The following is a 14,453-nucleotide window of genomic DNA, read 5'->3' on the forward strand; positions in this document are numbered from 1 at the left end:
AAATCCCTTCTAAAGCACCGTGAAATCCTCGCACCAGGACCTTCGTCCTACCGGAACGGCCCGCCGGCCCCTCTACGCTCGGCGACCATGCCGCCCCTGACCCAGCGCCTGACCCAGCCCCTGACCCAGCCCCTGACCGCACGACGTACCGCCCTCGTGGCCGCCGCGGCCGTGGTCCTGACCGCGTCCGCGACCGCCGCCACCGCCGTGAACCGCTCCTCCGGTGAGGCGCCCGCGGCCGCGACCACCACGTCCACCATCGAGGCCGCCGCCCGCAAGGACACCGTCGGCCCGGTGAAGAAGGGCGCGGCGCTGTGGAACCAGAAGGGCATCACGAAGTCGCTGAAGGACTCGGGCGTGTCCTGGTACTACAACTGGTCGGCCGCCCCGAACGGGGTGAAGGCCCCCCAGGGCGTGGATTTCGTGCCGATGATCTGGGGCGCCGACTCGGTCACCACCTCGAACCTGGCCCAGGCCAGGAAGAACGGCAAGACGCTGCTCGGGTTCAACGAGCCCGACCTGGCCGAGCAGTCGAACATGAGCGTGTCCAAGGCCCTCAACCTCTGGCCCAAGCTCGAGAAGACCGGCCTGCGCCTGGGCAGCCCGGCCGTGGCCTGGGGCGCCGACCAGGACGGGCAGTGGCTCGACCAGTTCATGAAGGGCGCCAAGAAACGTGGCTACCGCGTCGATTTCATCACGCTGCACTGGTACGGCTCGGACTTCAACTCCCCTCGCGCCGTCAACCAGCTCAAGAGCTACATCCAGGGCGTGCACAAGAAGTACCCGAAGAAGAAGATCTGGATCACCGAGTACTCCCTGATCAACTTCGGCTCCGGCGCCAAGTTCCCGACCGCCGCGAACCAGGCCAACTTCGTGAAGAAGTCCACGGCCATGCTCGAGAAGATCAGCTACGTCGAGCACTACTCCTGGTTCGCGTTCCCGACCTCGACCAACGGCAAGAACGAGACCGGCCTCTACCGGCCCGGCGGCGCGATCACCGCGCCGGGCAAGGCCTACCGGGCGGCGGGCTGAGCCTGCGCTACTCGGGACGTTCGCTGACCCTGACCGGGAGACCGGTCAGGGCACGGATGTCCTCGATGTCGTCAGGCGTGACGCGGGGCAGTTGCCAGGTGTGGCCGACCTGCGGTCTGAGCAGCACGTGACGGCCGAACCTCCCCGGATGAACGATCTCCCGGAACTCCCCCACCGGCCGGGTGCGGGTGCGGAACGCCGTGCGCACGGTGATGTCAGCGGCCGTGACCCGGGTGCTCTGACGGCCCGTCAGCCAGGCGCCCAGGACGTTCACCAGCAGGGGGCCGATCAGGAGGGCCCAGGCGTCCCACCACCAGGCGATTCCGGCCGCCCCGGCGAACATGACCACCGCGAGGGCGCTCAGGCTCCAGAACTGCCGGCGACCGGGCGGCCCCGGGTAGACCAGCCGACCACCCGTCACGAGCGGCCGGCCCGCGCCGGGCCCACACCGCGAACGGCACCGGGACGGCGCCGGCGGCTCTGTCGATGACGGGCGATCTCGGGGGTGACCTCAGGCATGGCGGCATGATCATCGCCGGACCGCCGGACCGCGAGCCGAAATGCCCGGCTTGCGACGCCCGGCGGGGTGCGCGCCGTTCAACCCCCGGAGACGGAGACCCTTTTCACGCTTCCCGTTCGCGGGCCGCCCGGGCCCGGGCCTTGATCGCGAGGATGACCTCGCTCTTGGCCATGGTGTAGTCGTTCTTGTCCTCCCACGACCGGCTGAGCAGCGCCCTTTTCGTGTCCTCGTAGAGGGCACGGTCGGCGGCGTCCGAACGCAGCCGATCGCGCAGGAGGAAGTACTCGTCCACGGCCGGGTGGTCGTGCTCGAAGACGTGCACGTGGACGTCGTGGGCCGGCGTGCGCACCAGGCGATGCCCCGGCTCACGCACCCGCAGCACGTACCCGGCGGCCAGGAGAGCGTCGAGGTAGTCCTCCTCGGCGGTGATGTCCTCGACCGTCACCACGATGTCGACGATCGGCTTGGCCGCCAGCCCCGGGACGGACGTGGAACCGATGTGCTCGATCCCCACGTCCACCCCGGTCAGGGCCTTCGCGATGCGGTCCCGGTGCTCACCGAAGATGCCCACCCACCGCTCGTCGTAGTCGTGCAGCTCGAGTCCGAGGGTCTCGACGCCTCCCACGGCCTCGCTGGTGGTGACGTCCGGACGGCGCGGTCGGCGGCTGCTCACCCGGACATCCTGCCATCACTCACAGTCCGCGGTAGGCCTGACGCATCAGCTCCTGCATGTCCTCCAGCATCGGCATCCGCGGGTTCGCCGGGGCGCACTGGTCCTCGTACGCGTTCAGCGCCTGCTGCGGCAGCGACGCCTCGAACGCGTCCGCGTCCACCCCCAGCTCCGCGAACGACGACTCGATCCCGACCGCCGCCCGCAGCCTCTCCACCGCCTGGGCCAGGGCCTGGACCGGGTCGTCACCACCCAGACCCAGCATCCGCGCGATGTCCGCGAAACGCTCCGGCGCCCGGTAGCTCTCGTACTTCGGCCAGCCCGACAGTTTCGTCGGCGGCGTGCCGTTGTACCGGATCACGTGCGGCAGCAGCACCGCGTTCGTCCGCCCGTGCGCGATGTGGAACGTCGCCCCCAGCGTGTGCGACATCGCGTGCACGATGCCCAGGAACGCGCTGCCGAACGCCATCCCCGCGATCGTGCCCGCGTTGTGCATGCGCTCGCGGGCCTCGGGATCGCCCTCCAGCACCGACTTCTCGAGGTTGGCGAAGATCAGCCGGATCGCGTGCAGGGCCAGGCCGTCGGTGAAGTCGTTCGCGTACACCGACACGTACGCCTCGATCGCGTGGGTCAGCGCGTCGAAACCGCTGTCGGCCGCGATGGCCCGGGGCATGCTGGCCGTCAACATCGGGTCGACGATCGCCACGGTCGGGGTCAGGGCGTAGTCGGCCAGCGGGTACTTCTTGCCCGTCCGCTGGTCGGTGATCACCGCGAACGGCGTCACCTCGGCCCCGGTGCCCGAGGTGGTGGGAATACAGACCAGGCGGGCCTTCTCACCCAGCGCGGGGAAGCGGAACGCGCGCTTGCGGATGTCGAAGAACTTCTCCCGCATGTCGTCGAACACCACCTCCGGGTGCTCGTACTTCAGCCACATCACCTTGGCCGCGTCCATCGCCGAGCCGCCGCCCAGCGCGATGATGGTGTCGGGCCGGAACGATCGCATCAACGCGGCGCCCCGGTCGACCGTGGCCATCTGCGGCTCGGGCTCCACGTCGTCGATGATCTGCAGCACCACCCGCTCGGGCCGCCGCTGCAGCACCCGGTCGATGCGCTCGACGAACCCCAGTCGCGTCATCGTGGCGTCAGTGACGACCGTGACCCGGCGCACCCCCGGCATGTCGCTCAGGTAGCGGATGGCCTGCGGCTCGAAGTAGATCCGCGACGGCACCTTGAACCACTGCATGTTGTTGGTACGCCTGCCGATCCGCTTGATGTTGATCAGGTTGACGGCCGACACGTTGTCCGACACCGAGTTCCGGCCGTAGCTGCCGCAGCCCAGGGTCAGCGACGGCATGAACGCGTTGTACATGTCCCCGATGCCGCCCTGCGACGACGGCGAGTTCCAGATCACCCGCACCGCCTTGACCCGCTGCCCGAACTCGACGGCCAGGGCCTCGTCCTCGGTGTGGATGACCGCACTGTGCCCCAGGCCGTGGAACTCGACCATGTCGGTCGCCGCCTTCAGGCCCTCCTCACGGCCGCGCACCCGCAGCACGGCCAGCACCGGGCAGAGCTTCTCGCGGGTCAGCGGCTCGTCCGGCCCGATCCGGTCGACCTCGGCCAGGATCACCGAGGTCTGCGGCGGCACGCTGAAACCGGCCTGCCCGGCGATCCACACCGGCGACCGGCCGACCACATCCGGGTTGAGCTTCGCCTCGCCGCAGGACTTTCCGTAGGCCGCGGCGCCGAAGACGAACTCCTCCAGCCGGCGCTTCTCGTCGTCCGTGGCGACGTACGCGTGCAGCTTGCCGAACTCGCGCAGCGCCTCGTCGTAGATCTCGTCGTCGATGATCGCGGCCTGCTCGGAGGCGCAGATCATGCCGTTGTCGAACGACTTCGAGAGCATGATGTCGTTGACGGCCCGCTTCAGTTTCGCGGACTTCTCGATCCAGGCGGGCACGTTGCCGGCGCCGACCCCGAGGGCAGGCTTGCCGGCCGAGTAGGCCGCGCGCACCATCGCGTTGCCGCCGGTCGCCAGGATCGTCGCGACACCCGGATCGTGCATCAGCGCCGTGGTCGCCTCGAGGGAGGGCTCCTCGATCCACTGGATGCAGTCGGCCGGGGCCCCGGCCGCGACCGCCGCGTCCCGCACCGTGCGCGCGGCCTCGGCACTGCATCGCTGCGCGGAGGGGTGGAACGCGAAAACGATGGGATTACGCGTCTTCAGGGCCAGCAGCGCCTTGAAGATGGCGGTCGACGTCGGGTTCGTCACCGGCGTGATGCCCGCGACGACGCCCACCGGCTCGGCGATCTCGGTGATCCCGGTGATCTCGTCGGAGCTGATCACACCCACCGTGCGGACTTTCGCCATGCTGTGGGTGACGTGCTCGCAGGCGAAGATGTTCTTCACCGCCTTGTCCTCGAACACCCCGCGCCCGGTCTCCTCCACCGCCAGGCGGGCCAGGTCGGCGTGCCGGTCCAGCGCCGCCACCGACGCCTTCTTCACGATGTGGTCGATCGTCTCCTGGTCGAAAGAGCCGTACTCGTCCAGCGCTTTCAGGCCGTTCCCGACCAGGGTGGCGATCTGCTGCCGGACTGCGGCCGTCTGCTCCGCGGTCATGTCTCACCTCAAGTGATGTCCTCGTGGGGTACACCTCAAGCCTGCCGCGCGGGGCGGTCGGCCACCTGGGTCACTGGTCCTCTCCCGGCCACCGCAAGTCCTGTCATCGTGACGAGAAGGGCGTCCGGGGCGACCACCCCGTCCCCCGTTCAGATCTGCGGGAACAGGCGTGGTCGATGGGCATCTCCCGCGCGGACAGGGCAGCATGAGCCCCATGAACGAACAGCTTGCCGCCCGCGCCCGCACGCTCGCCGACCTCCACGCCGCCGGCCGCCCCCTGGTGCTGCCCACGGTCTGGGACGTCTGGTCGGCCCGGACCGCCGTCAGCGCCGGGTTCGAGGCCCTGACCATCGGCAGCCACCCGCTGGCCGACTCCCGCGGCGCCGCCGACCAGGAGGGCCAGACCTTCGAGGAGGTGATCGAGGCGGTGCGCCCGATCATCGCCGCCGTCGACGTCCCGGTCTCCGTCGACCTGGAGGCCGGCTACGGCAAGACGCCCGCCGAGCTGATCGCGGGCCTGCTCGACGCCGGAGGTGTCGGCCTGAACGTGGAGGACACCGTGCACTCCGAGGGCGGGCGCGTGCGCACCACCGCCGAGCACGCCGACTACGTCGCCGGGCTCCGTGCCGCGGCCGACGCCGCCGGCGTGCCGGTCTGGGTCAACGGGCGCACCGACCTCTTCGCCCACGCGAGCAACCACGACGAGGTCCTCGACGACGCGATCGCCCGCCTCCAGGCTCTGGTCGAGGCCGGCGCCGACAGCGTCTACCCGGTCAAGATCCACGAGAACGACGCGATCATCACTGCCATCGTCGGCGCCGTGAAGGCCCCGGTGAACTGCACCGCGCACCCGGTCAAGCACGACGTGGCCCGGTACGCCCGCCTCGGCGTCGGGCGGGTCACCTACGGCCCGCTGCTGCAGTCAGCCCTGACCGACTACCTGCGGGAGATCGTCACGCCCTGGAAGACCAACTGACCCGACCTTCGTCCACCCGAAGCCGGAGTCACTGACCCGGACCTCGAGCAGGTGCACCGAGTCCACGCGCATGCGCGCGTGGCTCGGCCGCACCCGCCGTAGTTTGCGGGCCAGCTCGTCGGTGGACGCCTCGCCGTGCGCGTAGCCCAGCGTCATGTGCGTGACCCCGGGGTGGAAGGTGCCGGCCGCCTCGCCCCGCAGCTCCCGGATCGCCGCGCGCAGTGTGCCGATGAGCTCCTGCAGCGGCTCGTCCTCCAGGTCGAGCAGGGCGCCGGTGGCGTAGGCCAGCGGGCTGCCGGCGGTGATCTCGAAGGGCTGCTGCCCGGCGAGCCTCTCCCGGAGCCCCTCCAGCAATGCCGCACGCTGGGCGGGGTCGATGCGGTCGGCCGTGGCGTCACCGACCTGGGCCAGCGTCACCCGCAGCTCGCCGTCGGGCACCGTGGCGATCGGGAATCCCCGCATCGCCTCCCGGCACCCCGCGAGCAACTCCCCCAGCGCGGCGTCCCGCGTGACGTCGGGCAGCAGGCAGACGAACAGCCAGGAGACATCGGACGACCACGGCCCCTGCGCGGGACGGAACACGAACGGCTTCACACCCCGAGCTTCCCACACGATTCAGGCTTTTCCGGCCGCGGTGATGGTGGACGCGGTGGTCACCACGGGTGCGCCGGGGCCGGTCGGGGTGGCCGTGGACGCGGTGCTCTCCCGGGCCACCGTGGCGGACCCGCGGTGGCCGGCCGGGCGCGTAGGGTCCGGGCATGGATCTCGAACTGGACGGACGGGTCGTACTGGTCGCGGGCGGGACGGGCCTCATCGGCCGGGCCGTCGTGGGGCGCCTGCGGCAGGAGGGGGCCACGGCGGTGCCGGCCTCGCGCCACGCCGAGGACGGCATCGTGATGGACGCGCAGGATCAGTCGTCGGTCGACGGCGCGTTCGCGTCGGTGCTGGAGCGGCACGGGCGCCTGGACGGGCTGGTGGTCACCGCGGCACCCAGTGCGCGCACCCTCGACCCGGCCCGCAACAGCGACCCGCGCCAGGTGATCGAGGCGGTGGAGGCGAAGGCGATGGCGTTCCTGCGCCTGGCCAACGCCGCCCTGCCGCTCATGACCGCCGCCGGTTACGGGCGCATCGTCGGGGTCAGTGGCCAGAACGCTTTCCTGACCGGCAATGTCACCGGTTCGGTGCGCAACGCGGCCCTCATCCTGACGGCGAAGAATCTTGCGGACGCGGTGGCCGGGTCGGGCGTCACGGTCAACACCGTGAGTCCGGGGCCGGTGTCGGAAGACCCGGCTCGCGAGGTGCAGCCGGGCCGGCCGGGCGAGTCGAGCCCGGACCAGATCGCCGACCTCATCGCGTTCCTGCTCTCACCGCGGGCCGCCGCGATCTCCGGGGAGTCGATCGCGACCGGGCACCGGGTGCACGGGGTCACGTCGATGTGAGGTGCCGTCGCCCGGCGTGGTGCGGGACACTGGCGCCATGACAGCGCAGGCGCGGCAGCTGGCAGCGATGATCCGGGAATCATGGAGTCCCGGAAGGCCTTTCGTGGTGGGCATCGACGGACGCAGCGGGGTGGGCAAGTCGACCCTCTCGGCCCGGGTGGGTGAGATCCTCGGTGAGGACTGCCGGGTGATCGGGGGCGACGACTTCTACACCGGCGGCACACCCCAGGACTGGGACGCCCGCTCACCGGCCGAGAAGGCCGCGCACTGCCTGGACTGGCGCCGGCAGCACGCCGTGCTGTCGGCACTGCGCCGGGGCGAGGAGGCCTCGTGGCACCCGTTCGACTGGGACGCGTTCGACGGATCCCTGCACACCACCGCCACTTTCGCCCGGCCGGCGCGGGTGGTCGTGCTGGACTGCGTCTACAGCTGCCGTCCCGAGCTGGCCGGCCTGCTCGACCTGCGGGTCCTCGTCGAGACCGACCCGACCCGCCGTCGCGAGCGCCTGCGCGCCCGCGACGGCGACGACTGGCAGGCCACCTGGATCCAGCGCTGGGAGGAGGCCGAGGACTTCTACTTCGGTCAGGTGGTGACCCGGGCCGGGTTCGACCTGGTGGTGACGACGTGAGGCGTTCTGGCCGGGCATGACGGACGTCGCCACAACGCGCGTTTCGTACCGGAAACGCCGAAAGCCTGCGGATGGCAATGCCTGACCCCGACGAGGCGGCCCGGCAGCGCCTGGCCGACCATCTGCCGGTGATCTGCGGGGCCCTCCGGGGGCACCCCGGCTTGCGCTCCGGAAGTCCTGCCGCAGAGTATTTCCCACGCCCGGGGGAACGACACAGGCGCACGCACGGGGGATGCTGAGGTCGTGCAGAGCACCTTGAGGCGCAATGGCGCGCCGGATCGGACGGACCACCCCATGCTTGCCACCGACCACCCCGCGAGACGTGGGCTCCGGCACCGGATCCCCGCATTCCTGCGCCCGTTCACCGGGCAGCATCCCGCCGTGTTCGCGGCCGGGCTCCTGCTCGCCGGCACCGCGCTGATCGTGCTGGCGCGGCTCCTGTAGGCGGCCACCGTGATCGCGGTCACCCGCCGTGACGGGGGCAGGGCCGTCCGGGTCGTCCCGGCGTGAGCGGGCAAGCCCGACACCGCCAGGCCCGAAGCAGGAACGTGCGGACGCGCGGGGTGTGGGTGGCAGGTGCCCTCGCCGTGCTCGCCGCCCTGGCCTGCGTCGTCCCGGACCCCGGGTCCCGGTCCCTGCTCATCACGCACGCCGTCTCGACGGCGCTCTCCGCGCTGTTCGTGGCCGCGGGCATCACCCGGCTGCCCCGGGCGGACCGGCGTCCGTACCGGATGATCCTTTCCGCGGTTCTCGCGTTCGGCGGCGGCGAGGTCACCTACCTGTTCGAGGCCTCCTACCACCCGGACCGCTACCCGGGCCTGGCCGACCTCTTCACCATCGCCGGCTACCTGCCCCTGGCGGTGGGTGTCTGGAGCCTGGACCGGCAGCGGCGCACCAAGTACGGCGGCCTGCTCGACGCGGGCATCGTCACCGTGAGCACCGCCGTCCTGCTGGCCGTCTTCCTCGTGCTCCCGCAGATCTCCGTGGCCGGTCTCAGCCTCGGCGAGCGGATCATGCACAGCATCTACCCCCTGCTCGACGTGCTGCTGCTGTTCATGACCAGCCGCATGCTCGCCGGGGCGGGCAACCGCGGGCCGGTGATCTGGTGCCTGGTCGTGGCGATGAGCTGTGGCCTGCTCACCGACGTCGTCGCCGGCATCGGGGCGGTCACCGGCGGATCGGGCCTCAACCGCCTCATGTTCGTCTCCTGGGCCCTGTTCTACGTCTTCCTGGGCCTGGCCACCGCCGCCGCGGCCCACCGGCCTCCGGAACCGCCGGCCCAGGACGACGCGGCCAGTGGCCTGACCCTGACGCGTCTGGTCGTGCTCGGGGTCGCCGCGATGGCCCCGACGGTGATCCTGGTGCTGCTGTCCCCCGCCGGCCGGGACCTGGACATCGCCTACCTCGGCATCGGCTCCATCGTGCTCCTGGCCCTGGTCGTGGCCCGAATCTGGGACCTGCTGCAGGTGCTGCGCCGCCAGCAGGAGGCCCTGGAACGGGCCTCCCGCGTGGATCCCCTGACCGGCGTCGCCAACCGCCGGTCGTGGGACTCCGAACTGGCCCGGCAGATGGCCTCCGCGCTGCGTGACGAGCAGGTGCTGCTGGTCGGGCTGCTCGACCTGGACCACTTCAAGGCCTACAACGACACCCACGGGCACCAGGCCGGTGACGACCTGCTGCACGCCGCCGCGCAGGCCTGGGCTCTGGCCGCCGGCCCGCGGGGACGCATCGCCCGCTGGGGTGGTGAGGAGTTCACCGTGGCCCTGCTCTGCGACGACGAGCAGGTGGGGATCGAGGACCTCGACCGCCTGCGCGCCGACGTGCCCTTCGGCCAGACCTGCTCGATGGGGGTCGCCCGGTGGGACGGGGTCGCGGGCCCCGACGAGCTGCTGCGGTACGCCGACGAGGCGCTCTACGAGGCCAAGCGTGCCGGTCGCGACCGGATCGCCGTCTCAGCCGGTTTGCGGAAAACGGTTCGGAATATGCGTATCTGAGCGCGAACCGGTGATTGCGACGGCACCGCGGGCGATGTAACGTTTCATGTTCGCCCGGCCCCGGTCACGGCAGAACCCCCATGATGGACGTGGTGGTCGCCCGGGCGGGCCCGTCCCCGGGCGTCCGTTCGCCGACGAACACCCGGTCCGCCGCCCGTCGACGGCGTTGACGGGCACCGGAGCCGCCTCGGACAGTGAACACCCCTCACCAACCCTGACGAGGTGTTCCCATGCGACTGATGAAACCCGCTGCCCGAAAACGGCACCTGGCCCTGTCCACGTCCCTGCTCGTCGGGGGTGCGCTCCTGATGAGCAGCGCCCCGGCCCAGGCCGCACCCCCGAGCACGACCAGCTCGACCAGCTCGACCAGCTCAAGCAGCACCGCCACCGACTCCGGCGAGAACCTGAACCGTGGCCTCGTGGTGCTCCGATCCGGCGCCGACAACTTCCTGTCCTGGCGCCTGCTGCCCACCGACGCCGCCGCCGCGGGCTTCGACGTGTACCGCGGCACGACCCGGCTCAATGACGAACCCGTCACCGAAGGAACCAATTTCACCGACGAAGGCGCACCCAGGGGCGCCACGTACACCGTGCGTCCATCATCGGCCCCCACCACGCAGGCCGCGGCGACCACGAAGGCCGACACCACCGCGAGAACCGGCGCCACCGCGACCGCCCTGGCCGCCACGTCCACCGACATCCCGATCCAGAAGCCCGCGGGCGGCACCACGCCCGACGGCGTGGCCTACACGTACACCGCCGGTGACGCCTCGGTCGGCGACCTGAACGGCGACGGCTCCTACGAGGTCGTGCTGAAGTGGGACCCGACCAACGCCAAGGACAACTCCCAGTCCGGTTACACCGGCAACGTGTTCATCGACGCGTACACGCTCACCGGGACCCGGCTGTGGCGCATCGACCTGGGCCGGAACATCCGCGCCGGAGCGCATTACACCCAGTTCCAGGTGTTCGACTACGACGGTGACGGCAAGGCCGAGGTGGCCATGAAGACCGCGGACGGCACGAAGGACGGGACCGGCGTGGTGATCGGCTCGTCCAGCGCCGACTACCGCAACTCCAGCGGCTACGTCCTCTCCGGCCCGGAGTACCTCAGCGTGTTCGCCGGGCCGACCGGAAAGGCGCTGGCCACGGCCGATTACGTGCCCGCCCGGGGAACCGTGTCGAGCTGGGGCGACAGCTACGGCAACCGGGTCGACCGGTTCCTGGCCGGCACCGCGTACGTCAACGGCTCCTACCCGAGCATCATCATGGCCCGCGGCTACTACACCCGAAGTGTGGTGGCGGCGTGGGATTTCCGGGGCGGCGTCCTGACCCGCAGGTGGACGTTCGACAGCAACTCCTCCACCAACGGCTCGGCCTGGACCGGGCAGGGCAACCACCAGCTCTCGATCGCCGACGTGGACTCCGACGGCAGGGACGAGATCCTCTACGGCGCCATGGCCATCGACGACAACGGCGCCGGGCTGTGGGTGAACGGGCAGGGTCACGGCGACGCCTACCACGTCGGTGACCTGATCCCGAGCCGCGCCGGGCTGGAGGTCTTCAAGGTCGACGAGGACACCAGCAAGCTCGCGGCCTGGATGGCGGACGCCCGCACCGGGCAGATCATCTGGTCGAACGCCTCGTGCGGCTGCGACAACGGGCGCGGCGTCTCCGACGACATCTACGCCGGCAGCCCGGGCGCCGAGTCCTGGTCGAGCGGCGTGTCCGGGCTGTTCAGCAGCAGCGGCGCGAACATCGGCCGCAAGCCCTCGAGCTCGAACTTCGTGATCTGGTGGGACGGCGACGCCCAGCGGGAACTGCTCGACAGCACCCACATCGACAAGTACGGCACCGGCGCCGACACCCGGCTGCTCACGGCCAGTGGCGTCACCTCGATCAACGGCACGAAGGCCGTGCCGTCGCTGCAGGCCGACATCCTCGGCGACTGGCGGGAAGAGGTGATCTGGCCGACGACCGACAGCACCGCGCTGCGGGTCTACTCCACGACCGACGCGACGAGCATCTCGCACGTCTCGCTCATGCAGGACCGGATGTACCGCGAGGCCGTCGCCTGGCAGAACACCGCCTACAACCAGCCCCCGCACCCGAGTTTCGCGCTCGGTAACTGATGATCGGGGACGGGGTGGGGCCTTTCGCGCCAGGCCCCACCCCGTCCGCCGGTTCAGGAGTGGGTCAGCTCGACCGTCCCCGTCGCCGCGGCCGACCCGTCGGCCCCGATCAGGGTTCCGTCCCCGTCGTCGCTCCGGCCGGTCAGCGTCCACCGGTAGATGCCCTGCTTCTGCTGGACGCCCTTGTCGGACAGCCCGTTCCAGCTGACGTCGCGCACACTGCCGTCGGGAGCGGTGCCGTCGATACGGGCCAGGGTCCGGGTGCCGGTCCGGTCCATGATCTTCAGCGTCACCGACCGCATCGGCTTGGTGATGTCGAACTGCGGGCGCCAGGTGTCTCCCACCCCGTCGCCGTTCGGCGTGAACCCGAGCGGGCCGAGGGCGGAGATCAGGCGCGGTGCGTACTTCGGCTGGAACGGCAGAGGCGACATCACGGCCCGGGCCTGCACGTCGCCGGGCCGGCGCCCCACCGTCCGGGCGATCAGGTGGTCGTCGACCGCGATCCTGGCGGCGTACTGCGGCAGCACCACGGGCGCCAGGGTGGAGGTGGTCAGGTCGAGCACCGTGGTCTGCTGCAGGCTGCTGCCCATCCAGGTCAGTGTGCCCTCGCTCAGGGTCAGCAGCATCGTGCGGCCGACCGGCCCGGCCGCCGCCTGGCGGGTCTCGCCGGTGCGCAGGTCGCGCACGAACAGGCGGTCGCCGCAGCTGTTCGACCAGGCGACCAGCTCGCCCCAGATCGACACCCTCGGCAGCGGCGCTCCCGCACAGGCGGCCAGCGTGACCAGCTTCGTCGGGGCCTTCGTCTCGGCGTCGTCCACCCAGATCTCGGAACTGCCGTCGCCCAGGGTGCGGGCGTACACCACCCGGGAGCCGAACAGGTCGTCCGCCCCGGCCGTGGTGCCCGCAGGAACCGGCTCGGTGTAGATCTTCTCGCCGTCGGGCCGGAAGACCCGACCGCCGATCAGCGTGTAGGCCCCGGAGACGTTCGGTGTGCCGGCGGCCTCGATCCGGGCGGTCTCGACACCCCGGTCGAGCAGCTGCCAACCGGCCTCACCGGGGAGCCCGAGAACACCCCGGGCGCCCGAGAACGCCATCTCCCCGGACGTGTTGGGTAGCCGGGTCTCCTCGGTGAACGAGGCCCGCCGGTCGCCGCGGACGCCCCGCTCGTACACCGGCAGGCCGGGTGAGGTGAGGTCGGAGCGGTCGCTGTACCGCAGCCGCCCGGAGCTCAGCGAGAGCCTCTCGGGCGTCAGGTTCGCCGCCGGGATCGTCGCCACCCGGGTCATGCCGGTGGTGTTGATCCGGTAGACGCCCTCCCGGTCGCTCCAGGAGCGGGAGGCGCTGCTGCTGCCCCGGCTGGCGGTGTAGAAACCGGTGCCCACCGCCGCCAGACCACTGGCGTCGTAGGGCAGGTCGACGCGGTCGGCGGTGGCGCCGTTGACGATGACCGCATCGGCACCGGCCGTCCCGGGGATGAGATAGGCGACGCCACCTTCACCGGCGGCCAGGTGACTCACGTCCGCGGCCGCGTCGCTCTCGACGTACTTCAGATCCTCCGCGGCGTTCGTGAGATCGTCCCGGTCGCGCTGATGGATCGTCGAGCCCCCGCCGGCGTCGCGCGTGGACCACACCAGGAAGTCCTCGCTGAGGGCGACCCCGAGGATCTCGTCCGTGCCCTCCGCGATCCGCTCGACCTGACCGTCGTGCAGGTCCACGACGTCGAGGTCGTACCCGGTGGGCGTCGTCGTGTTGTCCCGGGTGGCCCGCAGCACGGCGTGCGCGTCGGCGGCCAGACCCACCCCCAGGTGACCGGGCACGCCCGCGACGAGGACCTCCGGGCTCAGGCCCCCGCCCGGCCCCTTGCCCACCCGGTAGCGCATCAGCGGTGGCCCGTAGGTGCCCGGCGGGGCGGCGAAGCTCAGAACGGCGTCGGTGAACCAGCTCTCGCCGTTGAAGGCGCCCGGCCGGGCGATCGACGGCACCGCGTCGGTCGTGTCCTCGCCGGTCAGGATGTTCAGGCGGTGCGGCACCTTGGGCTGGCTGCCCGCCCGCTGCAGGTTCTCGTACCAGGCCAGCGTCGGGCCGGACACGTCGAGCGCGCTCGGTGCCTGCTGGTCGCTGACGTTGAGGTTCAGCTCCGGCCGGAACGTCAGGTCCCCACCGACCGGCCCGGTCCAGAGCTCCTTGCCGCCCGCCAGGCCGTTGTCGATGTCGGTGCGCTCCACGGCCACGCCCTCGTCCGACGCGCCGATCAGGCGCAGGTCGGACGCGACCGGATGCAGCGGGATCGGCACCGTGTAGCTCGAGGCCGCCTGCGCCGGGACGCTGATCAGGGCCAGGCCCACGGCGCCGGCGAGCGTGCAGACCGGCACGAAGTGCCACCTGCGTTTCAGTTTTCGGTCCATCGGATCATCCCCCCGTTGATACCCGTGTGGGGGCTGA

12 protein-coding genes are annotated in these 14,453 nt (G+C 71.1%); 7 read left to right on the forward strand and 5 right to left on the reverse strand.

Annotation, left to right across the window (positions count from 1 at the left end; genetic code table 11):
* Nucleotides 1-87 precede the first annotated feature (87 nt).
* On the forward strand, nt 88-1,032 hold the full coding sequence (locus tag J2S57_RS30770) for a glycoside hydrolase family protein (protein WP_307249487.1): 945 nt from the start codon (nt 88-90) through the stop codon (nt 1,030-1,032).
* Between the two features lie 7 nt (nt 1,033-1,039).
* Here J2S57_RS30770 and J2S57_RS30775 read toward each other — a convergent pair whose 3' ends face one another.
* From J2S57_RS30775 to adhE, 3 genes are all read right to left on the reverse strand, one after another.
* Nucleotides 1,040-1,453: a 6TM ABC transporter family protein gene (locus tag J2S57_RS30775; RefSeq protein ID WP_307249488.1), complete on the reverse strand. Its 414-nt coding sequence runs from the start codon at nt 1,451-1,453 to the stop codon at nt 1,040-1,042.
* A 202-nt stretch (nt 1,454-1,655) separates the two neighbouring features.
* Nucleotides 1,656-2,225, reverse strand: coding sequence for a GrpB family protein (locus J2S57_RS30780; protein WP_307249489.1), 570 nt, complete (start codon nt 2,223-2,225; stop codon nt 1,656-1,658).
* 19 nt (nt 2,226-2,244) lie between these two features.
* Nucleotides 2,245-4,842: a bifunctional acetaldehyde-CoA/alcohol dehydrogenase gene (gene adhE, locus J2S57_RS30785; protein ID WP_307249490.1), complete on the reverse strand. Its 2,598-nt coding sequence runs from the start codon at nt 4,840-4,842 to the stop codon at nt 2,245-2,247.
* A gap of 214 nt (nt 4,843-5,056) precedes the next feature.
* Between adhE and J2S57_RS30790 the strand changes: the two genes are divergently transcribed.
* Complete coding sequence (locus J2S57_RS30790; RefSeq protein ID WP_307249491.1) at nt 5,057-5,818, forward strand: isocitrate lyase/PEP mutase family protein; 762 nt, start codon at nt 5,057-5,059, stop codon at nt 5,816-5,818.
* On the opposite strand, the gene J2S57_RS30795 is transcribed toward J2S57_RS30790, so the two are convergent.
* Nucleotides 5,765-6,412, reverse strand: a complete 648-nt coding sequence (locus tag J2S57_RS30795) for a 2'-5' RNA ligase family protein (RefSeq protein ID WP_307249492.1) — start codon at nt 6,410-6,412, stop codon at nt 5,765-5,767. The genes J2S57_RS30790 and J2S57_RS30795 overlap by 54 nt on opposite strands.
* 164 nt (nt 6,413-6,576) lie before the next feature.
* Between J2S57_RS30795 and J2S57_RS30800 the strand changes: the two genes are divergently transcribed.
* From J2S57_RS30800 to J2S57_RS30820, 5 genes are all read left to right on the forward strand, one after another.
* Entirely contained in the window at nt 6,577-7,257 is a 681-nt protein-coding gene (locus J2S57_RS30800; RefSeq protein WP_307249493.1) for an SDR family NAD(P)-dependent oxidoreductase, read from the forward strand.
* Nucleotides 7,258-7,294: 37 nt separating this feature from the next.
* A complete protein-coding gene (locus J2S57_RS30805) occupies nt 7,295-7,885 on the forward strand; it encodes a uridine kinase family protein (RefSeq protein ID WP_307249494.1) in 591 nt (196 codons plus the stop codon).
* 294 nt (nt 7,886-8,179) lie between these two features.
* Complete coding sequence (locus J2S57_RS30810; RefSeq protein ID WP_307249495.1) at nt 8,180-8,329, forward strand: hypothetical protein; 150 nt, start codon at nt 8,180-8,182, stop codon at nt 8,327-8,329.
* 125 nt (nt 8,330-8,454) lie between these two features.
* Nucleotides 8,455-9,879: a GGDEF domain-containing protein gene (locus J2S57_RS30815; RefSeq protein ID WP_307249496.1), complete on the forward strand. Its 1,425-nt coding sequence runs from the start codon at nt 8,455-8,457 to the stop codon at nt 9,877-9,879.
* 230 nt (nt 9,880-10,109) lie between these two features.
* A complete protein-coding gene (locus J2S57_RS30820) occupies nt 10,110-12,011 on the forward strand; it encodes a rhamnogalacturonan lyase (protein WP_307249497.1) in 1,902 nt (633 codons plus the stop codon).
* Between the two features lie 53 nt (nt 12,012-12,064).
* On the opposite strand, the gene J2S57_RS30825 is transcribed toward J2S57_RS30820, so the two are convergent.
* Nucleotides 12,065-14,416, reverse strand: coding sequence for a T9SS type B sorting domain-containing protein (locus J2S57_RS30825; RefSeq protein ID WP_307249498.1), 2,352 nt, complete (start codon nt 14,414-14,416; stop codon nt 12,065-12,067).
* Between the last annotated feature and the right edge of the window lie 37 nt (nt 14,417-14,453).

Source organism: Kineosporia succinea (assembly GCF_030811555.1).
GTDB lineage: Bacteria > Actinomycetota > Actinomycetes > Actinomycetales > Kineosporiaceae > Kineosporia > Kineosporia succinea.

Bases quoted from the DNA above. Each gene is read 5' to 3' on its own strand.
- adhE (WP_307249490.1), bottom strand. From the start codon at position 4,842: ATGACCGCGGAGCAGACGGCCGCAGTCCGGCAGCAGATCGCCACCCTG.
- J2S57_RS30800 (WP_307249493.1), top strand. From the start codon at position 6,577: ATGGATCTCGAACTGGACGGACGGGTCGTACTGGTCGCGGGCGGGACG.
- J2S57_RS30810 (WP_307249495.1), top strand. From the start codon at position 8,180: ATGCTTGCCACCGACCACCCCGCGAGACGTGGGCTCCGGCACCGGATC.
- J2S57_RS30825 (WP_307249498.1), bottom strand. From the start codon at position 14,416: ATGGACCGAAAACTGAAACGCAGGTGGCACTTCGTGCCGGTCTGCACG.
- J2S57_RS30790 (WP_307249491.1), top strand. From the start codon at position 5,057: ATGAACGAACAGCTTGCCGCCCGCGCCCGCACGCTCGCCGACCTCCAC.
- J2S57_RS30770 (WP_307249487.1), top strand. From the start codon at position 88: ATGCCGCCCCTGACCCAGCGCCTGACCCAGCCCCTGACCCAGCCCCTG.
- J2S57_RS30820 (WP_307249497.1), top strand. From the start codon at position 10,110: ATGCGACTGATGAAACCCGCTGCCCGAAAACGGCACCTGGCCCTGTCC.
- J2S57_RS30805 (WP_307249494.1), top strand. From the start codon at position 7,295: ATGACAGCGCAGGCGCGGCAGCTGGCAGCGATGATCCGGGAATCATGG.